The 22,014-nt window shown below is 41.1% G+C and carries 16 protein-coding genes and 5 tRNA genes; all 21 read right to left on the bottom strand.

Going from position 1 to position 22,014, the window contains the following annotated elements; all coding sequences use genetic code 11:
• Positions 1 to 103 precede the first annotated feature (103 nt).
• The 21 genes from rpoC to K6I41_RS17760 all read right to left on the bottom strand — a co-directional run bounded on the left by rpoC (position 104) and on the right by K6I41_RS17760 (position 21,842).
• On the bottom strand, positions 104 to 4,297 hold the full coding sequence (rpoC, locus tag K6I41_RS17660; protein ID WP_013199106.1) for a DNA-directed RNA polymerase subunit beta': 4,194 nt from the start codon (positions 4,295 to 4,297) through the stop codon (positions 104 to 106).
• Between the two features lie 86 nt (positions 4,298 to 4,383).
• Complete coding sequence (gene rpoB / locus K6I41_RS17665) at positions 4,384 to 8,472, bottom strand: DNA-directed RNA polymerase subunit beta (RefSeq protein ID WP_199944907.1); 4,089 nt, start codon at positions 8,470 to 8,472, stop codon at positions 4,384 to 4,386.
• A 305-nt stretch (positions 8,473 to 8,777) separates the two neighbouring features.
• Positions 8,778 to 9,143: a 50S ribosomal protein L7/L12 gene (gene rplL / locus K6I41_RS17670; protein ID WP_005037257.1), complete on the bottom strand. Its 366-nt coding sequence runs from the start codon at positions 9,141 to 9,143 to the stop codon at positions 8,778 to 8,780.
• A gap of 48 nt (positions 9,144 to 9,191) precedes the next feature.
• Positions 9,192 to 9,698, bottom strand: a complete 507-nt coding sequence (rplJ, locus tag K6I41_RS17675) for a 50S ribosomal protein L10 (protein WP_004699170.1) — start codon at positions 9,696 to 9,698, stop codon at positions 9,192 to 9,194.
• 313 nt (positions 9,699 to 10,011) lie between these two features.
• Positions 10,012 to 10,707, bottom strand: coding sequence for a 50S ribosomal protein L1 (rplA, locus tag K6I41_RS17680; protein ID WP_005301727.1), 696 nt, complete (start codon positions 10,705 to 10,707; stop codon positions 10,012 to 10,014).
• Between the two features lie 3 nt (positions 10,708 to 10,710).
• Positions 10,711 to 11,139 (bottom strand): 50S ribosomal protein L11, encoded by a 429-nt coding sequence (gene rplK / locus K6I41_RS17685; RefSeq protein ID WP_001074682.1) that lies wholly within the window; start codon positions 11,137 to 11,139, stop codon positions 10,711 to 10,713.
• A gap of 109 nt (positions 11,140 to 11,248) precedes the next feature.
• Positions 11,249 to 11,782, bottom strand: a complete 534-nt coding sequence (gene nusG / locus K6I41_RS17690) for a transcription termination/antitermination protein NusG (RefSeq protein ID WP_003654499.1) — start codon at positions 11,780 to 11,782, stop codon at positions 11,249 to 11,251.
• 7 nt (positions 11,783 to 11,789) lie between these two features.
• Positions 11,790 to 12,230, bottom strand: coding sequence for a preprotein translocase subunit SecE (gene secE, locus K6I41_RS17695; protein WP_199943468.1), 441 nt, complete (start codon positions 12,228 to 12,230; stop codon positions 11,790 to 11,792).
• Positions 12,231 to 12,305: 75 nt separating this feature from the next.
• Positions 12,306 to 12,381: transfer RNA gene (locus tag K6I41_RS17700), tRNA-Trp, on the bottom strand.
• Between the two features lie 60 nt (positions 12,382 to 12,441).
• Positions 12,442 to 13,632, bottom strand: a complete 1,191-nt coding sequence (tuf, locus tag K6I41_RS17705) for an elongation factor Tu (protein WP_004794160.1) — start codon at positions 13,630 to 13,632, stop codon at positions 12,442 to 12,444.
• Positions 13,633 to 13,778: 146 nt separating this feature from the next.
• Positions 13,779 to 13,853 (bottom strand) — tRNA-Thr (locus K6I41_RS17710).
• A 13-nt stretch (positions 13,854 to 13,866) separates the two neighbouring features.
• Positions 13,867 to 13,942: transfer RNA gene (locus K6I41_RS17715), tRNA-Gly, on the bottom strand.
• A 37-nt stretch (positions 13,943 to 13,979) separates the two neighbouring features.
• Positions 13,980 to 14,063: transfer RNA gene (locus tag K6I41_RS17720), tRNA-Tyr, on the bottom strand.
• Between the two features lie 52 nt (positions 14,064 to 14,115).
• Positions 14,116 to 14,191: transfer RNA gene (locus K6I41_RS17725), tRNA-Thr, on the bottom strand.
• A gap of 98 nt (positions 14,192 to 14,289) precedes the next feature.
• Entirely contained in the window at positions 14,290 to 15,783 is a 1,494-nt protein-coding gene (trpE, locus tag K6I41_RS17730) for an anthranilate synthase component I (RefSeq protein ID WP_005301723.1), read from the bottom strand.
• A gap of 108 nt (positions 15,784 to 15,891) precedes the next feature.
• Positions 15,892 to 16,560, bottom strand: a complete 669-nt coding sequence (locus tag K6I41_RS17735; RefSeq protein ID WP_005301721.1) for a phosphoglycolate phosphatase — start codon at positions 16,558 to 16,560, stop codon at positions 15,892 to 15,894.
• Positions 16,561 to 16,625: 65 nt separating this feature from the next.
• Positions 16,626 to 17,255: an FHA domain-containing protein gene (locus K6I41_RS17740; RefSeq protein WP_013199108.1), complete on the bottom strand. Its 630-nt coding sequence runs from the start codon at positions 17,253 to 17,255 to the stop codon at positions 16,626 to 16,628.
• A gap of 39 nt (positions 17,256 to 17,294) precedes the next feature.
• Positions 17,295 to 19,562 (bottom strand): type II secretion system secretin GspD, encoded by a 2,268-nt coding sequence (gspD, locus tag K6I41_RS17745; protein ID WP_005301716.1) that lies wholly within the window; start codon positions 19,560 to 19,562, stop codon positions 17,295 to 17,297.
• Positions 19,563 to 19,603: 41 nt separating this feature from the next.
• The gene (locus K6I41_RS17750) at positions 19,604 to 20,440 is read right to left on the bottom strand and encodes a type II secretion system protein N (RefSeq protein ID WP_250374874.1); all 837 of its coding nucleotides are present in this window, start codon (positions 20,438 to 20,440) and stop codon (positions 19,604 to 19,606) included.
• Complete coding sequence (gene gspN, locus K6I41_RS17755; RefSeq protein ID WP_250374875.1) at positions 20,440 to 21,183, bottom strand: type II secretion system protein N; 744 nt, start codon at positions 21,181 to 21,183, stop codon at positions 20,440 to 20,442. Before gspN ends, K6I41_RS17750 begins: the two co-directional genes overlap by 1 nt.
• Before the next feature lie 332 nt (positions 21,184 to 21,515).
• Positions 21,516 to 21,842, bottom strand: a complete 327-nt coding sequence (locus tag K6I41_RS17760; protein WP_002053185.1) for an H-NS histone family protein — start codon at positions 21,840 to 21,842, stop codon at positions 21,516 to 21,518.
• Between the last annotated feature and the right edge of the window lie 172 nt (positions 21,843 to 22,014).

Here is a 22,014-nt window from a genome sequence, read left to right on the forward strand (position 1 = left end):
AATGACTCTTTAATATGTTTATGTAATTACCACTTTTAATTGTTATAAATAAATATAAATAAAAAAGGCACCCTGAGGTGCCTTTTTTAGTGCCAGTCTAAACTTAGAATTGTTCTGAGTTTAATGCTTGGCTAAATGCTTGGTCTACTTCGCTGAAGTCATTGTGAAGCTCATGTTCAGCAGCTTCTGCTTCTTGACGACGACGTTCTAAGTGGTATGCAAGACCAGTACCAGCTGGAATCAAGCGACCCACTACAACGTTTTCTTTCAAGCCACGTAAATCATCTTCTTTACCTGTTACAGCAGCTTCAGTTAACACACGAGTTGTTTCCTGGAACGATGCAGCAGAGATGAACGAGTCTGTAGAAAGCGATGCTTTCGTAATACCCATCAATTGACGTTCAAACTTCGCAGGGAACTTGTTCTGAGCCAAGACAGCTTGGTTCTCTTGAACAACGCGGATGTAATCAACTTGCTCGCCTTTGATGAAGCTTGTATCGCCGCCATCAGTGATATCAACTTTACGCAACATTTGACGTACGATAACTTCAATATGTTTGTCGTTGATTTTTACACCTTGGAGACGGTATACGTCTTGAACTTCGTTCACGATGTAGTTAGTTAATGCAACTTCACCTTTCAAACGTAAGATGTCGTGCGGGTTTTGTGGACCATCAGAAACTGTTTCACCACGGTTCACATGCTCGCCTTCGAACACGTTGATTTGACGCCATTTTGGAATCAATTCTTCGTAAATCTCAGAACCATCATCTGGGGTAATTACTAAACGGTTTTTACCCTTAGTTTCTTTACCGAAGCTTACAACACCTGAAACTTCAGCAAGAATTGCATGTTCTTTCGGTTTACGTGCTTCGAATAAGTCAGCTACACGCGGAAGACCACCGGTAATATCACGAGTACGTGATGTTTCTTGTGGTACACGACCAATTACGTCACCGACACCAATCGTTTCGCCATCGCGAACAGTTACGATTGTGTTTTGTGGCAAGAAGTAGAACTGTTCGCCGCCATCTGTTGTATCCAACACGATTGCAGGACGTAAATCTTTACCAGAAGCAGGACGAGCTGTTACAGGCAAGATTTCAACAGTAGTCATACCAGTTGCATCATCAGTTTTCGATGTTGCAGTTACACCATCAGCGATTTGACTGAAACGTGCTTTACCAGCAACTTCTGTTACTAATGGATGTGTATGCGGATCCCAAGTCGCTACGATGCCGCCAGCTTCTACAGCTTCACCATCTTTCAACAAGATGCTTGCACCGTAAGGAAGTTTATAACGCTCGCGCTCACGACCTAAGTCATCGGCAATACCAATTTCACCTGAACGTGAAACTGAAACCAAGTGGCCTTTTGCATGTTGTACAGTTTTCACGTTATGGAAACGTACAGTACCTTTATTACGTACTTGAACACTGTTTGCAGCAGAAGTTCGGCTCGCAGCACCACCAACGTGGAACGTACGCATCGTTAACTGTGTACCTGGTTCACCAATAGATTGTGCTGCCATTACACCAACTGATTCACCTGGGTTAACCAAGTGACCACGTGCAAGGTCACGGCCATAACATCTAGCACATACACCAAAAGCAGATTCACAAGCAATTACTGAACGTACTTTGACTTCATCCACACCCGCTTCTTCAAGATGAGCTGCGATTTTTTCGTCAATTAACGTACCACGAGGTAATACAACTTCATCATCAGATGCACGACGTACGTCTTCAGCAGTTACACGACCTAATACGCGGTCACGTAATGGCTCAATGACATCACCACCTTGAATGAATGGAGTCATTACCAAACCACCAGCTGTACCACAGTCAGGCTCAGTAATTACCAAATCTTGTGCTACGTCTACAAGACGACGAGTCAAGTAACCAGAGTTCGCAGTTTTCAATGCCGTATCGGCCAAACCTTTACGCGCACCGTGTGTTGAAATAAAGTACTGAAGTACTGTTAAACCTTCACGGAAGTTCGCTTTAATCGGTGTTTCGATAATCGAACCATCCGGTTTTGCCATCAAGCCACGCATACCAGCAAGCTGACGAATCTGTGCCGCACTACCACGGGCACCAGAGTCAGACATCATATAGATGCTGTTGAATGATTTTTGTTTCTCGTCTTCACCTTGTTTGTTTTTCACAAGTGTATAAGACAAGTTATCCATCATCGCTTTAGCAACTTGGTCGTTTGTACGCGCCCAGATATCGACAACTTTGTTATAACGCTCACCAGCAGTTACGAAACCTTGTTCGAACTGTTGTTCGATTTCACGAACTTCTGTTTCAGCTTTATCAATAATTGTGTGCTTAGTAGGTGGAATTAACATGTCTTCCATACCTACAGATACACCTGAACGAGTCGCTTGACGGAAGCCCAAGTACATTAATTGGTCAGCAAAGATAACAGTATCTTTCAAACCAAGTTTACGGTAGCAAGAGTTGATTAACTTCGAGATATTCTTTTTAGTCATCTCAAGGTTGATCATGTCAAAGCTTAAGCCTTGTGGAACAACTTCCCAAAGCAAACAACGACCTGGTGTCGTATCAACAATAATAGTTCCGTGTTCACGTTCACCATTTTCATTGATAACAGTTTGATGCACACGTACTTTAACACGAGCATGGATCGCAACCTGACCAGTTGCAAGTGCACGGTTTACTTCGTGAGTATCAGCAAACACCATGCCTTCGCCTTTAGCATTTACTGCATCACGCGTGATGTAGTAAAGACCCAAGACAACGTCCTGAGAAGGAACGATGATCGGCTCACCATTCGCTGGTGACAAGATGTTGTTTGTTGACATCATCAATGCACGAGCTTCTAACTGTGCTTCAAGTGTCAATGGAACGTGTACCGCCATTTGGTCACCATCGAAGTCGGCGTTAAACGCAGCACAAACGAGTGGGTGAAGACGGATTGCCTTACCTTCGATAAGAATAGGTTCAAATGCTTGAAGACCTAAACGGTGAAGTGTTGGCGCACGGTTCAACATTACTGGATGTTGACGAATTACAGAAGCAAGAACGTCCCAAACTTCTGGAGTCTCGCGCTCAACCATTTTCTTCGCAGCTTTAATGGTTGTTGCTTGACCTGAAGCTTGTAGTTTCGCAAAAATAAATGGCTTGAATAATTCAAGTGCCATTTTCTTCGGAAGACCACATTGGTGAAGACGTAAAGTAGGACCTACAGTAATTACCGAACGACCAGAATAGTCAACACGCTTACCAAGTAAGTTCTGACGGAAACGACCTTGTTTACCTTTGATCATATCTGCCAAAGATTTTAATGGACGTTTGTTAGAACCGGTAATTGCACGACCACGACGACCGTTATCAAGCAATGCATCTACAGACTCTTGTAACATACGTTTTTCGTTACGTACGATAATGTCTGGTGCTGCAAGATCAAGAAGACGCTTCAAACGGTTGTTACGGTTAATGACACGACGATATAAATCGTTCAAGTCAGAAGTCGCGAAACGACCACCTTCAAGTGGAACCAATGGACGTAAATCAGGTGGAAGTACAGGAAGTACATTCATCACCATCCATTCTGGCTTATTGTTTGAATCGTTGAATGCTTCCATCAATTTCAAGCGTTTAGACGCTTTTTTCAACTTCGTTTCAGAAGTTGTCTGAGGAATTTCTTCACGTAAACGTGCGATTTCAGCTTCAAGATCGATATCTTTTAATAGGTCCTGAATCGCTTCTGCACCCATTTTCGCAGTGAATTCATCACCGTGCTCTTCAAGTGCATTGAAGTATTCTTCGTCTGTTAAAAGTTGATACTTTTCAAACGGAGTCATACCAGGATCAGTTACAACGTATGATTCGAAATACAATACGCGTTCGATATCACGAAGCGTCATATCAAGTAATAAACCGATACGAGATGGTAACGATTTTAAGAACCAGATATGTGCAACTGGAGAAGCGAGTTCAATGTGACCCATACGTTCACGACGAACTTTCGCTGTAGTTACTTCAACGCCACATTTTTCACAAATGACGCCTTTGTATTTCATACGCTTGTATTTACCACACAAGCATTCGTAATCTTTTACTGGACCAAAAATTTTGGCACAGAACAAACCGTCACGTTCTGGTTTAAAAGTACGGTAGTTAATTGTCTCAGGTTTTTTAACTTCACCATGAGACCATGACTTAATCATTTCTGGTGACGCAAGACCAATACGGATACGGTCAAACTCAATTGGTGCATGACCATCTGAGTCCGTTTTCTTACGCATGATATCGAGCAAGTCTTTCAATTTTTTTCTCCGTGTGTCGGGAAGCAACGCTTACCCGACTGGGTCACAAATATTGTTTTTTCCTAAAAAATCGTGAGTCTTACGACTTAGTCACCATTTTTCAGTTCAATGTTGATACCTAAAGAACGGATCTCTTTGGTCAATACGTTGAACGATTCAGGCATACCCGGATCCATATAATGGTTACCATCTACAATATTCTTATAGATGCGTGTACGACCTTCAACGTCATCCGACTTAACAGTTAACATCTCTTGAAGAGTATATGCTGCGCCGTAAGCTTCGAGTGCCCAGACCTCCATCTCACCGAAACGCTGACCACCGAACTGTGCTTTACCACCAAGCGGTTGTTGTGTAACAAGTGAGTAAGAACCAGTTGAACGCGCATGCATTTTATCATCAACCAAGTGGTTCAATTTGAGCATGTACATGTAACCTACAGTTACAGGACGATCAAACTGTTCACCCGTACGACCATCAAACAATACTGTTTGACCAGTACGTGAAATGTCAGCTAATTCAAGTAAGTCTTTAATTTGGCTTTCTTCAGCACCATCAAATACAGGAGTAGCTAAAGGCACACCAGCACGTAAGTTGCCAGAAAGAGCTAAAACTTCAGCATCAGTTAAGCTATCAAGATCTTCTTGCTCGCCACCAACTTTGTTATAAATCTTGTCTAAGAATTCGCGAAGTTCTAAAACTGTACGCTGTTCTTTCAACATTTTTTCGATTTTATCGCCAAGCCCTTTAGCCGCCATACCCAAGTGAGTCTCAAGAATCTGACCCACGTTCATACGAGATGGTACACCCAATGGGTTCAATACGATATCTACTGGTACACCGTTCGCATCGTGTGGCATGTCTTCAACAGGTAAAATGTTAGATACAACACCTTTGTTACCGTGACGACCAGCCATTTTATCACCAGGCTGAATGCGACGTTTAACTGCTAGGTAAACTTTAACAACTTTCAGAACGCCTGTTGTTAATTCATCACCAGTCGAAAGCTTACGTTTCTTCTCTGCAAACTTCTCATCAATTTCTGCGCTCTTCTCTTTCAAGAACACTTGAATTTGAGATAAACGTTCAGCAATTGCTTCGTCTGTAGGTTGGATTTCAAGTAAGTCAACAAGCTCTAGACCAGACAACATCTCTTCAACAAGTTTGTCGCCACGTTTAGTCGAACCACCACCGTTAGATTCTTGGCCTTTAAGCAAACGAATTACACGCTCACGAGCTGCTTCTTCAAAGATCTTGTATTCTTCTTTCAAGTCTTTACGGTAAGAGTCAAGCTGTGCTTTTTCAATTGCTAACGCACGGTCATCTTTCTCTAAGCCATCACGAGTGAAGACTTGAACATCGATAACTGTACCTTTAGTACCAGATGGAACACGTAAAGATGAGTCTTTAACGTCAGCTGCTTTCTCACCGAAGATTGCACGAAGCAATTTTTCTTCAGGAGTTAACTGAGTTTCACCTTTAGGCGTTACTTTACCAACAAGGATGTCACCAGCAGTAACTTCAGCACCGATATAAACGATACCTGATTCATCAAGTTTAGAAAGTGCAGCTTCACCTACGTTAGGAATATCGGCAGTAATTTCTTCTGCACCTAACTTAGTATCACGCGCTACACATGATAATTCTTGAATATGAATAGAAGTTAAACGGTCTTCTTGAAGTACGCGCTCAGATAACAAGATCGAGTCTTCGTAGTTGTAACCGTTCCACGTCATGAACGCTACACGCATGTTTTGACCAAGCGCAAGCTCACCCATATCTGTTGACGGACCGTCTGCCAAAATGTCACCGCGAGCAACTTTGTCGCCCAAATTCACGATAATATTTTGGTTAATACAAGTGTTTTGGTTAGAACGTGTATATTTAATGAGGTTGTAAATATCTACACCAGCCTCACCTGCAATCATTTCATCTTCGTTTACACGAATAACGATACGAGAAGCATCTACATATTCAATCGCACCACCACGGTTTGCGATCACACATACACCAGAGTCACGTGCTACGTTCGCTTCCATACCTGTACCTACAAGCGGTTTATCCGCACGTAGAGTAGGAACGGCCTGACGTTGCATGTTTGAACCCATTAATGCACGGTTCGCGTCATCGTGTTCAAGGAATGGAATAAGTGATGCAGCTACAGATACAACCTGCTGTGCAGATACATCCATATGCGTCACTTTTTCAGGTGGAATACGTACGAATTCACCTTGATGACGAACAGAAACAAACTCTTCTGTTAAGTTACCATCTTTATCTACAGCAGAATCGGCCTGTGCAATAACAGTACCTACTTCTTCAATAGCAGAAAGGTATTCAACAGCATCAGTTACTCGGCCATCTACCACTTTACGGTAAGGTGTTTCCAAGAAACCAAAATCATTTGCTTTTGCATAAACAGAAAGCGAGTTGATCAAACCAATGTTTGGACCTTCAGGCGTTTCAATTGGACATACACGACCATAGTGAGTTTGATGTACGTCACGTACTTCAAAGCCCGCACGTTCACGCGTTAAACCACCAGGTCCAAGCGCTGAAACACGACGTTTATGTGTAATTTCAGATAATGGGTTGTTTTGATCCATAAACTGAGACAATTGGCTTGAACCAAAGAATTCTTTGATTGCAGCTGCAACTGGTTTCGCGTTAATGAGATCTTGCGGAGACAAATTATCTGTTTCTGCTTGGCTTAAACGCTCTTTAACAGCACGTTCAACACGAACTAAACCAACACGGAATTGGTTTTCAGTCATTTCACCAACAGAACGTACACGACGGTTACCCAAATGATCGATATCGTCGACTTCACCTTTACCGTTACGGATTTCAACTAATGTACGTAATACATCGATGATATCTTCGTGCGATAAAATACCTTCTACTTCACGTGACTTCTGGTCAGTACCAACTTCGTATGGGCGACCCAAACGACGGTTGAACTTCATACGACCTACTGGAGATAAGTCATAACGTTCAGAAGAGAAGAATAAGTTATTAAATAAGTTTTCAGCAGCTTCTTTTGTTGGTGGCTCGCCTGGACGCATTACTTTATAGATTTCAACTAATGCTTCTTCACGACCAGATGTTGTGTCAGCACGTAATGAGTCAGCAACAAATGAACCACGGTCAATATCGTTCGTAAACAAGATATTGAATTGTTTAACGCCGCCTTCTGCCAGTTTCACCATAACTTCATGGCTTAACAATGTATTTGCAGCAATCACATCACCATTACGTAAAGTAATATCTTCAGCAGTGATACGCTCATACAAGTACTCATCAGGAACTGATAGCTTAGCTAAACCAGAAGCTTCCATTTGACGTACGTGACGTGCATTAATACGTTTACCTTGTTCAACAATGATTTTACCGTCATTGTCAGCAATATCAAATTGCGCCATTTCGCCACGCAGACGATCCGGAACGAGGTCAATTTGATAGCTACCCATATCAAGATATACAGGCACTTTCTCATAGAACAAATTCAAGATTTGTTCATTGTTATAACCCAATGCACGCAACACAACAGTTGCTAATAATTTACGACGACGGTCAATACGTACATAAACTAAATCTTTAGCATCAAATTCGAAATCTAACCATGAACCACGGTAAGGAATAATACGTGCAGAATAAAGTACTTTACCACTTGAATGTGTTTTGCCTTTATCGTGATCGAAGAACACACCAGGTGAACGATGTAATTGAGATACAATTACACGCTCAGTACCATTGATAACAAAGGTACCATTGTCTGTCATAAGTGGCATTTCACCCATGTAGACTTCTTGTTCACGTACGTCTTTAATAGATTTAGTTTCGCGATCTTTAATAATCAAACGAATTTTTACGCGCATTGGTGCCGCATAAGTCGAACCACGTAAAATACATTCACGCACATCAAACTCAGGCTTACCAAGGCTATACTCAACAAATTCTAAAGCAGCATTGCCAGAATAACTTTCTATAGGAAAAACTGAACGAAATGCGGCTTGGAGACCGATATCTTCGCGGTTTTTTGGAGATTTGCCACCTTGCAAGAACGTTCTATACGAATCGACCTGAATCGAAAGTAAGTACGGTGCTTCCATTACTTGGGGCAATTTACCAAAATTCTTACGGATCCGTTTCTTTTCGGTATATGAGTATGCCATCTGGAGTCCTCGGAAAGTAAACCAAGCCCGCCTGCAGAACGGGCTCAGAAGGAATTACACAGGCCGATATGGCCACCACTGTTTACAAATGCTGCAATTTTTAGTGGTATTAAAACGCTTAACAATATTTTTTAAAAAGAAAAATATTGGTAAGCATTTGAAATTACTTTGATTCTTCTGAAATATAACAGTTATTGTACAGAACAAACAAAAATCGAGCCGATTATTGTAACGCAAAAAGGCTGATGACCCAAGAGCCATCAGCCATTTTATGGAGCCGATTTAAAAACCGACTCCTTTTACAATTACTTAAGTGTAACTGTAGCACCAGCTTCTTCAAGTTTCTTCTTAAGTTCTTCGCCTTCTTCTTTAGAAACGCCTTCTTTAAGAACTTGTGGAGCACCTTCAACTAGGTCTTTAGCTTCTTTAAGACCAAGGCCAGTTGCTTCACGAACTGCTTTAATTACAGCTACTTTGTTAGCACCAAAAGAAGTCAACTCAACGTTGAATTCAGATTGTTCTTCAGCAGCAGCAGCAGCAGGAGCAGCAGCTACAGCTACAGCAGCAGCAGATACGTTGAATTTTTCTTCAAAAGCAGAAATAAGTTCAACAAGTTCAAGAACAGTTTTTTCAGCAACTGCGTTTAGGATTTCTTCGTTTGTTAAAGCCATGAGATTAACTCCAAATGGGTATTGAATGGTGTGGAAGTAGATTTAAGCTTAAGCAGCTTCTGACTCGTTTTTCTCTTGAAGCGCTGTAAGTAAGCGACCCAATTTCGAAATAGGAGCTTGAAGAACAGATGCGAGCATAGTAAGCGCTTTTTCTTGGTTTGGAAGATTTGCGATAACGCTAACATCAGCACCTTGATAAAGTTTGCCGTCAAATGCAGCAGCTTTTAATTCAAATGCTTTGTTAGTTTTAGCAAATTCTTCAAACAAGCGTGCAGCTGCACCCATATCGTCTTCAGAAGTTGAGAATGCTAAGATTGTTGGGCCAACAAGGTTGTCATTCAAGATTGCAAATTGCGTATCTTGAAGAGCACGTTTAGCCAAAGTGTTACGTACAACACGTGTAGCAACACCTAGTTTACGAGCTTCAACACGAAGAGTAGTTAATTGCTCAACGGTTAAACCTTGATAGTCAGCAACAACGGCAGCGAACGCTGTAGAAGCAGTTTGAGCCACTTCAGCAACGATCTGTTTTTTGCTTTCAATAAGAAGAGCCATTGTAAAACCTCCTAACGGTGATTTATGTACTCAAAAAAGTACACTCCCAATTCGCAAGTCAATAAAGATTTGACTTGCACGCGGAGGAGGAATAAATCACACCACCGCGTCTACGCAGGCTGGGCTATTAAGAAGATATTCAAAAGAAGTCTCTTCGCCTGTGGTCTTTGACGCTGATAAATTTACATTTATCAATTCAAAGTCCGCCTGATGAGTGAGGAAACAAAGCAATACTTTGAATGGGTATAAAAACCTATGATTTTTATACCCTGCCCTCAATCAGGACTTTAAAATTCTTGACCAAGTTTTAAACTTAGTTAGAAACGTTGCTTACATCAACAGTAAGACCAGGACCCATAGTTGAGCTCAAAGTGATCTTTTTGATGTATACACCTTTAGAAGTTGCAGGTTTTAACTTTTTCAAGTCAGCAACTAAGGTTTCAACGTTTTGACGGATAGCAGCAGCTTCAAAGCCTAATTGACCGATCGCAGCATGGATAATACCCGCTTTGTCTACACGGTAACGAGCCTGACCAGATTTAGCGTTTTTAACAGCATTCGCTACGTCAGGAGTTACAGTACCAACTTTAGGGTTTGGCATTAAACCACGTGGACCAAGAATTGTACCGAGCTTACCAACAACACGCATAGCGTCAGGAGCAGCGATTACAACATCAAAGTCAAGGTTTCCACCTTGGATGCTTTCAGCAAGGTCATCAAAACCTACAACATCAGCACCAGCTTCTTTAGCAGCTTCTGCTTGCGCGCCTTGAGCAAATACAGCTACACGTACAGTTTTACCAGTACCTGCAGGTAATGTAGTTGCACCACGAACAACCTGATCAGATTTACGTGGGTCTACACCAAGATTTACAGCTACATCCAAAGATTCTTTGAACTTTGCAGCAGGTAGGCTGTTAAGAACTTGCACTGCTTCTTCCAAAGTGTAAACTTTGTTTGCTTCAACAGCAGCAGCAATGGCTTTTTGACGTTTAGTTAACTTTGCCATGTCTTATAGCTCCACTTCCAAGCCCATAGAACGCGCAGAACCAGCAATGGTACGTACACGTGCGTCTAAATCAGCACCAGTTAAATCTGGTTCTTTAGTAGTCGCAATTTCTTCTAACTGAGCACGAGTCAACTTACCAACTTTAGTTTTGTTTGGTACAGATGAACCCTTTTGGATACCAGCAGCTTTCTTAAGAAGAATAGAAGCTGGAGGAGTTTTCATGATGAATGTGAACGACTTGTCGTTGTACACAGTAATCACTACAGGAATTGGAAGACCTGGTTCAACTTTTTGTGTAGCAGCATTGAATTCTTTACAGAATGCCATGATGTTTACACCACGTTGACCTAATGCAGGACCAATTGGTGGAGATGGATTTGCTTTACCAGCTGGAACTTGCAGCTTGATATAGCCGTCAATCTTCTTAGCCATTTTAAAATACCTCTGGGTACGAACGCCGCTAGGCTCCCCAATCTTTACGCAACACTACTGTTACAACAACAATGCCCGATAAAATCGGGCGCTTTTCAACCAATTAAGATTAAATCGTTTTTTCGACTTGGCGAAATTCGAGTTCAACCTGAGTTGGTCGATTAAATACATTAATCGTCAACGTTAAACGTGACTTTTCGTATTGAACTTCTTCCACCACACCTTTAAAGTCTGTGAATGGACCGTCAATAACAAGTAATTCTTCACCAGGCTCAAACATCGTCTTAGGACGTGGTGCTTCACCTGTATTACGTACACGCGCAAGAATCGCATCTGCTTCGCGCTGAGTGATTGGTGCTGGTTTTTCAGGTGTACCACCAATGAAACCTAGAACCTTTGGACATTCTTTAACGATATGCCAAGTATCATCATTCATCTCCATTTCGACTAATACATAGCCAGGAAAGAATTTACGCTCAGATTTACGTTTCTTACCATCCTTCATTTCTACCACTTCTTCGGTAGGAACAAGGACATCACCAAAGCTATCAGCAACAGCGCTACGCTGGATTCGTTCTGTAAGCGAACGCAACACTTGTTTTTCATAGCCAGAGTAGGCATGAATAATGTACCAACGTTTCATAGCTCTTTTACCCGATAATCAACTTAATTAACCAACCCAAACCATAGTCAAAGCACCATAAAACCAATGATGCAACAACTACAACCAATAGAACCTGCCACGATGTAGTGACTGTTTCTTGTTTTGTTGGCCAAGTTACTCGACGCAATTCGACTCGTGCATCTTTTAGCAAACGAACGAAGCCTTTACCTTGATGGGTGGCGTATAATAAACCTAAAGCCACAACGATACAAGCAAAAATTGCCCCAACGCGCACCCAAACATTATTTGCAGGCGCCCAATACGCTGGTAAATACTGATTCACCATAGTAGCTAAAAGCAAGAATGCAATTGCAATCACCCATAGAACAATATCTAGAGGCGAACCAGAACGAACAACTTCAGCAGAATTATTTCTTTGAGGAATTGGCGCGTCGCTCAATGCGTCACGCGATTTATCATTCGACATTTTTGTACTCGTCGTAGAACTCGCGACTTATTATATGAACAACTAAGCCAGCATCAAGCTTTTTATTTCAAAATATGGCAGGTCAGGAGGGACTCGAACCCCCAACATTCGGTTTTGGAGACCGACGCTCTACCAATTGAACTACTGACCTATAATGCAAGTTGAGAGCCAAAGCCCTCAACCTGAGACGTAATCCGTCACTATATTATGCTTATGCAGTTACTTTCGCAACAACACCAGCACCTACAGTACGACCACCTTCACGGATCGCAAAACGTAGACCTGGGTCCATTGCGATTGGGTGGATTAATTCTACTGACATTTCAACGTTGTCACCTGGCATAACCATTTCAACGCCGTCTTGTAATTGGATTGCGCCAGTTACGTCAGTTGTACGGAAGTAGAACTGTGGACGGTAACCGTTAAGGAATGGAGTATGACGACCACCTTCTTCTTTAGAAAGTACGTATACTTCTGCATCGAATTTAGTGTGCGGCTTGATTGTACCTGGTTTAGCAAGTACTTGACCACGTTGTACGTCTTCACGCTTAGTACCACGTAAAAGAACACCACAGTTCTCGCCTGCACGACCTTCGTCAAGAAGTTTACGGAACATTTCTACGCCAGTTACAGTTGTTTTAACTGTATCTTTAATACCAACGATCTCTACTTCTTCACCAACTTTAACGATACCAGCTTCTACACGGCCTGTTACTACAGTACCACGACCAGAAATTGAGAATACGTCTTCGATTGGCATTAAGAATGCTTTGTCGATAGCACGTTCTGGTTCTGGAATGTAAGAGTCAAGCGCTTCAACAAGAGCAAGAACTGAAGACTCGCCATATTGACCAGCATCACCGTTAAGAGCAGCAAGAGCTGAACCACGGATAACAGGAGTGTCATCACCTGGGAAGTCATAAGTAGAAAGAAGTTCACGAACTTCCATTTCTACTAATTCAAGTAATTCTTCATCATCAACAAGGTCACACTTGTTCAAGAATACGATGATGTAAGGTACACCAACCTGACGAGAAAGAAGGATGTGTTCACGAGTTTGTGGCATTGGACCATCAGTCGCAGCACATACAAGGATCGCGCCATCCATCTGAGCAGCACCAGTAATCATGTTTTTAACATAATCGGCGTGGCCCGGGCAATCTACGTGAGCGTAGTGACGGATTGGAGAATCGTATTCTACGTGTGAAGTATTAATTGTAATACCACGTGCTTTTTCTTCAGGTGCTGAGTCGATTTGTGAGTAATCTTTCGCTTCACCGCCGTAAGTTTTTGCACAAATAGTTGCAATCGCAGCAGTTAAAGTTGTTTTACCATGGTCAACGTGACCAATTGTGCCCACGTTTACGTGTGGCTTATTACGTTCAAACTTAGCCTTAGCCATGTTTATAGTCCTCGTTTACGTCGAACACAATTCTGAGCAAGACTCAGCATCGACATATCGCCTAAAAAATCAAACACCCAATACTTGAAAAGCAGACTAATAAGCCTGCTTTTTAAATCTTTGTAGAAAACCTACTAAACTGTATCTGGAGCTCTTATCGAGATTTGAACTCGAGACCTCTCCCTTACCAAGGGAGTGCTCTACCACTGAGCTATAAGAGCGATTATCCTTCGATGGAGCGGGAGACGAGGGTCGAACTCGCGACATGCAGCTTGGAAGGCTGCCGCTCTACCAACTGAGCTACTCCCGCACGATGCTGGTATACTTAGCACTTCAATCGAAGTTAATGGTGGTGAGAGAAGGATTCGAACCTTCGAAACTTTCGTAGCGGAGTTACAGTCCGCCCCCTTTGACCGCTCGGGAATCTCACCATATCACACTTATTTCAGTGTTATCCTACACTTAACAACTTTACACTTTAGATGGTGCCGGCACACGGATTCGAACTGTGGACCTACTGATTACAAGTCAGTTGCTCTACCAACTGAGCTATGCCGGCGCTTCTTAGTGTTTCGTACGTTTCGTATCGGAACGGTGTGCAGTTTAGCAAAACTTCCAAACGATGCAAGCAGTTTTTTTAAAAAAACTGCTAAAAACTCATAAAATCAATCCGTTTGACGATAATTCAACCGCTTTGATCACTGCGCGAGCTTTTATTTGGGTTTCATTCCATTCCGATTCAGGATTTGAGTCAGCAACTAAGCCCGCTCCAGCCTGTACATACACTTTTTTATCACGGATTACACACGTACGGATTGCAATCGACATATCCATTTCACCATGCCATCCTAAATATCCCACTGCCCCACCAAAAACACCTCTTTTCACAGGCTCTACTTCGTCAATAATTTCCATTGCACGAATTTTCGGTGCGCCAGACAAAGTACCTGCTGGAAAAGTTGCCTTAAATACGTCTAGTGCATCGATATCATCACGCACCTCACCTTGTACATTTGAAACGATGTGCATGACATGCGAATAGCGTTCAATGACCATTTGATCAGTCACTTTGACCTTACCAATTTTAGAAACTCGCCCAACATCATTTCGACCAAGGTCAATCAACATTAAATGCTCTGCGATTTCTTTTTCATCAGAAAGCAAGTCTTTTTCTAAAGCAATATCTTCTTCTTTAGTTTTTCCACGTGGTCTCGTACCAGCCAATGGGCGAACTGTCGCAATACCATTTTCAAGACGAGAGAGAATTTCAGGTGATGACCCTACAATATGGAATGGTTTTTGATCCGTAATTGTTTGACCTTGTACTAAGAACAAATAAGGCGAAGGATTTAAATGGCGTAAAGCACGGTAAACCTGTAAAGCCTCTCCATCAAAGTCAGAAACCATACGTTGACCAGGAACAACCTGCATAACATCACCCGCACGAATATATTCTTTAACCTTTTCTATGGTCTCTAAGAATTTCGCTTTACCCGTAATCGATTCAAAATGTGGGGGTGTATGTGGCTTAGCCTGCAAACTAACTGGTGTAGCCAACAACTGTTCCAATTGATCTAACTTTTGCTGCGCATCTTCATAAGCATTTGGCTGTGCTGTATCGGCATGAACAATTAAAAACAGAGTATCTTTAAGGTTATCAAAGACAATGACCGTTTTTGATAGCATTAACCATAAATCCGGCAATGTGATTGGATCAGCCGCAGGAACATTTTTTAAACGTGGCTCTATGTAGCGAACTGCATCATAGCCTAAATAACCAACCAGCCCACCAGTAAAACTTGGTAAGTCTGGTAAAATCTCAGCTGGTGGAACTGTAAATTGCTTCTGGAATTCACGAATATATTCAAATGGATCTAGACAATCTTCTTGTGTGATCGAACCATCAGCATGCTGTATAGATAAAACGCCAGCATTACATGAAAAAACTGTCGATTCACCCAAACCAATCATGGAGTAACGCGCCCAGTTTTCACCACCCTCAACCGATTCAAATAAATAAGCTTGTTTTTGCTCCTTAAAACGAGCAAAAACAGATAAAGGTGTTTCCGTATCTGCCAAACGTTGACGATAAACTGGAATAGTGTTGTAACCTGATGCTTTAAGCTGTTCGAATTGCGCTAAAGTAGTCATGAATTTTTCTCTAATATGGTTTCGATTTAAAAGTGTGTTTTCTAGTTTCGATTTAGACACGCCATCGAAAAACCATACGCTTATTCATGCTGATCTCCATTTCACTCATTAGATAATTAACTCAGCCAAACTATCAACCACTTGCTGAGGTTTGCAATCATAGATATTTTCTCCATGATTATAGCCATAGCTAACCACAATACAATCAATTCCCGCACGACGCGCAGCCTCAATATCATTGCTTGAATCGCCAATCATTAATGATTGTGACGCAGATATTTTTAGACTTTGCATGCAATGCAATAAAGGCAATGGATGTGGCTTTCTCTCGGGCAAACTATCGCCTCCAAGTACAACTTGAAAATAAGAAGAAAGTTCTAATGCATCAAGTAACCCTTGAGCAAGTTGCACAGGCTTATTGGTAACACATGCCATATGTATATTCAAAGTTTTACAATGCTTTAAAAACTCAGTTACACCAGGATAAATTTGAGTATTCACACAAAGTTCAGCACGGTATATGTCAACAAACTTCTGCAAGAGGACTTTATGCTGTTCAGCATCTAATTTTCCAAAAATATGAAGCAGAACACTTTCACAGAGTTTAGACACTCCCTTACCTACCCATGCTCGGATCTGGGCTTCTGTTATTAAAGGCCATTTTAATTCTTGTAAACTTAAATTCATTGATCTATATAAATCAGCAGCAGAATCAACTAGTGTTCCATCTAGATCAAATAAAATTAAATCGCGCTTACTTAATTGTGCAACAGACATCTTCTTCTTCTCAAAATTTAAAAGGCATGCGTTTAGCATGCCTTGATTGTAAAAGCAGCAATGGATTATTTAAAGAATAACCATGCCAATAAAGCTAAAATTACTAAAATAATAATAGTGATTAAACCAACTGAGGCATTCTTCTGTTGCTCTTTTTCTTCAGCAACACGAGAAACAGGCTCCTCAAAGGCAACAGGTGATGGTTGTTTTACATTGACATCCACACCCTCTGGAATAGGTGCAGGCTTTGGTATAGAGATATTCTGTGGCATACCATCACGACGAACTTCTGTTTCTGCAGCACGCTCTGCAAGACTTGGCATTCCTTGATCACTTAAGTCTTGTGTTAGTGCAGCAGTTTGCACTGGTTCTGCTTCGATTTCGGGTAAATCCAATATTTCTTTCGCAGGCGCTAATACAGAAAATTTAAAGCTAGCAAATTGAACAATATCACCATCATGCAGCTGTTTTTCTTGCTCAATACGAATATCGTTTATGAATGTACCATTTGATGAATTAAGGTCTTGCACCCATAGCAATTGATCTTTTAAAAGCAATGCAGCGTGGCGACGTGAAATTTCAGCGGCTTGCAACAATACATCAGCATCTTGATGGCGCCCGACTAACATATCACGATCAACACTAATTTCTTGGCCAGTAATCTCGCCAGTAATTGCTTGTAATTTCCAAGTCATGCGTATGTCCTATCATTTTTTATCAATCATAACATGCTACTACGGTGCTGTGCTTGGACGCAGTGTCGTTGTTGTTACGGTATTTTTAGTACGATTAACTTCAGGTTCAGGCAACTGTAAGGCTTGTCTTTGAACCGATGGCTGTACAGCTACAGGCGTTGTTACTGTCGAGCTTTTGCCACCTGAAGGAACCTGCTGATAATTTTTTGGCTGTGAGGCAATACTTGGCGGTGTCATCTTTTGATTATAGACATCATCAACCTGTTCAGGCAATTTGGCAAAGTTGCCATTTTTATCCATCGCCAATTGTAAGCTGTAAAGCTGATTGTAGCGCTGCTGAGACAAACGGCGCACATCATTTGCATCACCCACAATTGTTGGATGAATAAAGACGAGAAGATTACGTTTTACATTGCTTCGAGTATCCGAGCGGAATAATCGACCTACATATGGAATACTGCTTAACCCAGGAATACCTTGACGGTTAAATTCAACATCGTCAGAAACTAAACCACCCAAAACTACTGTCTGCCCATGCTCAGCCAATACAGCTGTTTTAATCGCACGTTTATTGGTAATTAAATCGGCCGCTTGACCTTTACTCGCCTGAACATTCGAAACTTCTTGTTCAATTTCAAGTCGAACTGTGCCATTTTCACCTATGTGAGGTATAACCTTTAATGTCACGCCTACGTCTTTACGCTCAACAGTTGTGTATGGATTGATGCCTGTACTGTTTGTAGTGACCGATCCTGTTACAAATGGAACGTTCTGGCCAACAACAATATAAGCTTCTTCATTATCCATCGTCACAATAGAGGGCGTAGACAACAAATTAGAAGCTGTATTCTCTTTTAGAGCTTGAATTAAAGCTCCATAAAGTTGGCGAGAACCATCTGCACCCTCTTTATACTTTCCTAATGCAATTGAACTACCTGCTCCAATTGCACTTCCCAAACCAGAAGCACCGCCCGTTAGATAACCAGCTGCCAGTGAAGCTAGACTTGAACCAGCGTTCGTAAAATTAATTAAACCAATACCACTATTGATATCACCAAGTGCCCATTGCACCCCTAATTGATCGGCATCTTTACCCGAAACCTCAATAATGGCAGCTTCAATAAGAACTTGCTGACGGCGAACATCTAGCTGCTGAATCGCAGATTCAATTTCACGCATTAATTGTGGGTCAGCCTTAACCACTAACGAGTTTTGGGCATTATCCGCAATAATGCTCACACCATTTTGGCTAAAGCTAGAGATATTGTTTTGATTACTACTATTTGAATTGCCATTTAGGTTAATAGATGGCGTAGAAATTGAGCTACCATTTGAACCCGAGGTATTTGAACTGGAATTTTGGTTATTACCCATCAAATTATTGATCGGATTCGATGAGTTAGAAGAACTATTATTATTTGACGAAGAAACCGCTTGTCCTGTTACGAGGCCTTGCAAAATCTCAGATAAATTTTTTGCACTTGCATATTTTAATCGAAAAACTTTTAAGCCACCTAAACGGTCTGCTGAAGGCACATCCAGCATTTCAATCATGTGACGAATACGCTTACGTGTTTCAGGATCACCCTTTACTAAAATACGATTCGTTCGGTTGTCTGCAATAATACGAATACGTGCACCGTTAAAATCTTTCGAAGCCCCCGTTGCGCTCATTGCCTCAAGTTGAGTAATGATTTCTTCTGCCTGACTTGATTGTAAGTTAATAGCTTCAATATCATTTTGCCCCGTACCGTCGAGGTTACGAATAATATTTTCAAGTTGATAGATATTTGCAGCTCGGTCCGAGACAATCAGCGCATTAGTGCCTGCTATCGCAGCCATATGTGCAAATTGTGGCATTAAAGGACGAAGTGCTGGAATTAAATCATTTGGATTCGTATTTTCAAGCCAAATAACTCGAGTAACAATTTGATCACCACGCAGTCTATTTCTAGAATCGTAAGGGATTCCTGAATTCTTAACATTACTATCTGGCACAAGCTTGATGGTATTCCCTGAAGGAATTGCCACCACCCCATTTACATTCAAAACCCCTAGAAATAGGTCATAAACTTCATCTTTATTAAGGGGTTTATTCGATATTACTGTGACATTGCCACGCACTCGCGGATCTACTGCAAAGTTTTTCCCCGTAATGTCTGCAACTTCATTAATAAATGCAGTTAAGTCAGCATCACGTAAATTGATCTTCCATGTCTGGGCATAGACGCTGCTGCTCACTGTCGCAATCAATGGGGCTGCTGCAAGTAATGCCCAAAGTGGACGTTGATGATTCAATAAAGCCATAACTTGCGATAATTCCTAACTCTTATGGTGACGTGTTATCACTAAAAATTTTGTTGTATGGTCATCACTTGATCACCACGTTTTATTTCTAATTTCACTTGCCCAGCTCGACGAGCCTGTTCAAGTAACTGCACATCCGTTTGTCCTTGCCCAACCGTTTGACCGTTTAAAGAAACAATTCGGTCACCCGGCCTTAAACCTAACTTATTTCGAAGCGCAGTGGGTGTACGTTCTGTAACTTCAAAACCCTCACCGGAGTTCCCACTAACACCCATGTCACGTAGATATTGTTCACGGTTGCCTTGCATTTGCTGAATAGCCTGTCCTAACGCCTCTTGAGTCGTATTAACAGGTGCCGATGACTGAGGCGCAGTAGCAGTTGGCTGTGAAGCATCTGGCGTCATAGGTTGATATAAACCGTTTGGCAAACCTTTAAATTGGAGTTCACGAGTACTTCCATTACCTTGACGTAATATCACGTGATCCCAATAAACTTCTGCCAACTGATAAGAAGTAGAACCTATTGTTTCTCCCACCCGATACCGGTCAGCAGTATTATCAAGCTTAATAACAGCCGAAGAAAAACGGTTGGGATAACCCAGCATCACGCCTTGTAATTCTAGGTTGACATTTTCCTGAGGTGCATTGGCTGAAGGTTCATTAAAAAGCGAAAAAGTACTAATGTTAGGAATTTGTGGTTGCTGTGATCCTAACTCTACCCGATCAAACTGCATCATTTGAGGAGGTGCAATCACCCACCAAAATAATGAAGCCAATTTCCAGCACAGCCACAGAATTAAAACGGCAAATACAACCACACTTAACCGATCTAATTTTTGCCATTGTAGGTGCTGTAATTTCTCAATCCACACTTTCATTAGTTACCCCCTTGTATTAAGGGCTGACGAGAACTAATGACAAATGTATCTAAACCAGCTTTTCCATCATAAGATGGAATATTCAGTAATAATCTTTGCGTAAGCTGCACATCAAGCATCATGTTGCCATCTAATAAAAGATTCGCCATTTTTTGACTGCGTTGATCACGTATATCAACTTGTAATTGACCGTTTTGATCCGTTAGTTGCCCATTTAAAGAAGGCATATTCATCCGGTCTTGACGGTCACCAATATTATAAATTAAAGCACCGCCACCCCAATGCAATTGACCATCAACTGCGGCGAAACCCTGCTCTTTTTTATAATTAAAATTAATATCTTTTAACTGGATACTATTCACAGGCCATTGCCAGTTCACAATTTGTTTTAATGTTTCAGGCGCAACCTGACCATTCATAGCTTTTACAATTACTTTTTTGCCCACGCCATAGCCCATTACCCCAGATAATTGGGTATTTCCACTATGGATATCTACATCAGCAGCGAACCGTAATAAAAACAGGTCAAGAGGTCTAGTTTTCCAATGAATCGAGCCTCTCAAAGTACCACGCCGCCAATCTGCTTGGCCTTGCCAGATATTTCCACTTACATTGTGTAGAGTTTGATTATTCTTTGAAAATTTAGAAATTAGCCACGTCGCCGGGATCTGTAAAATAATAAAAATTAAAAATGCAATGAGTGCAAATAACCACCACTTCCATTGCTTAGACTTTTTCTTCATTCAGCCTTACCAACATGCAAATTATCGTCCTTATTTTGAGAGTAGCTCCCTAGTCTGACATTATGCATACTTTTTCAACATCGCCAATTCACTTCATATAAAAAAACCAAGCAATCGGGCTTGGCTTCGGTATTAAGACTATAAGTTGAACGTATGACAAAATCATGAAAACCGAGTGCTAAAAGAACTAAATGCAAATTTGATCTCAACAATCTATTTAAAGATGAATCTAAACACCCAATTTCTTAAATAATTTTCAAAACACACTTTAGTTATTTTTATGCATAAAAAAACCAGGCAAATCTGCCTGGCTTTTTAAATCGGCAATACGATTAGATTAAGAAATCTTCAAGTTTTGCGCCTTTTTCAATTTCAGCAACTAACCAGCGTGGTTGTTTACCACGGCCAGTCCAAGTCTCTTCAGAATTGTTTTTGTTGCGGTAACGTGGCTCAACAGATTTACGTGTTGTTTTCTTACGTTTTTGAGCACCAAACTCAAGAAGTTGTTCAACACTAAAACCTACATTTTCAGCGATTTCGATAATTTGATTATAAGCATCTTCGATTGCTTGATCTTTTTTACTTGCAATTAAAGCTTCCGCTTCTTCTTGTAAGCGTTTTAACTCTTCAACAGATAATTCACTGATATCCGGTTTCATTAATAAATACTCCAGTCTTACAGACAATTCAAAATAATACAGACAAAATTTAAAAACATAAAATCAAGACCAATATTATTTATAATCTATTCAATAAGCAATAGTTTGAAAGCCGTGTTCATCAGAATAACTAAAAAAATTACCTTTTAATTACATTATCAATTATAAATGA

Origin of the sequence: Acinetobacter sp. AS23, from assembly GCF_023612055.1 — a bacterium.
Taxonomy (GTDB): domain Bacteria; phylum Pseudomonadota; class Gammaproteobacteria; order Pseudomonadales; family Moraxellaceae; genus Acinetobacter; species Acinetobacter oleivorans.

What these genes read in the sequence shown, in the direction of transcription:
- rpoB (WP_199944907.1), bottom strand. Translation starts at nt 8,472, where the DNA reads ATGGCATACTCATATACCGAAAAGAAACGGATCCGTAAGAATTTTGGT.
- rplL (WP_005037257.1), bottom strand. Translation starts at nt 9,143, where the DNA reads ATGGCTTTAACAAACGAAGAAATCCTAAACGCAGTTGCTGAAAAAACT.
- rplJ (WP_004699170.1), bottom strand. Translation starts at nt 9,698, where the DNA reads ATGGCTCTTCTTATTGAAAGCAAAAAACAGATCGTTGCTGAAGTGGCT.
- rplA (WP_005301727.1), bottom strand. Translation starts at nt 10,707, where the DNA reads ATGGCAAAGTTAACTAAACGTCAAAAAGCCATTGCTGCTGCTGTTGAA.
- rplK (WP_001074682.1), bottom strand. Translation starts at nt 11,139, where the DNA reads ATGGCTAAGAAGATTGACGGCTATATCAAGCTGCAAGTTCCAGCTGGT.
- nusG (WP_003654499.1), bottom strand. Translation starts at nt 11,782, where the DNA reads ATGAAACGTTGGTACATTATTCATGCCTACTCTGGCTATGAAAAACAA.
- secE (WP_199943468.1), bottom strand. Translation starts at nt 12,230, where the DNA reads ATGTCGAATGATAAATCGCGTGACGCATTGAGCGACGCGCCAATTCCT.
- tuf (WP_004794160.1), bottom strand. Translation starts at nt 13,632, where the DNA reads ATGGCTAAGGCTAAGTTTGAACGTAATAAGCCACACGTAAACGTGGGC.
- trpE (WP_005301723.1), bottom strand. Translation starts at nt 15,783, where the DNA reads ATGACTACTTTAGCGCAATTCGAACAGCTTAAAGCATCAGGTTACAAC.
- K6I41_RS17735 (WP_005301721.1), bottom strand. Translation starts at nt 16,560, where the DNA reads ATGTCTGTTGCACAATTAAGTAAGCGCGATTTAATTTTATTTGATCTA.
- K6I41_RS17740 (WP_013199108.1), bottom strand. Translation starts at nt 17,255, where the DNA reads ATGACTTGGAAATTACAAGCAATTACTGGCGAGATTACTGGCCAAGAA.
- gspD (WP_005301716.1), bottom strand. Translation starts at nt 19,562, where the DNA reads ATGGCTTTATTGAATCATCAACGTCCACTTTGGGCATTACTTGCAGCA.
- K6I41_RS17750 (WP_250374874.1), bottom strand. Translation starts at nt 20,440, where the DNA reads ATGAAAGTGTGGATTGAGAAATTACAGCACCTACAATGGCAAAAATTA.
- gspN (WP_250374875.1), bottom strand. Translation starts at nt 21,183, where the DNA reads ATGAAGAAAAAGTCTAAGCAATGGAAGTGGTGGTTATTTGCACTCATT.
- K6I41_RS17760 (WP_002053185.1), bottom strand. Translation starts at nt 21,842, where the DNA reads ATGAAACCGGATATCAGTGAATTATCTGTTGAAGAGTTAAAACGCTTA.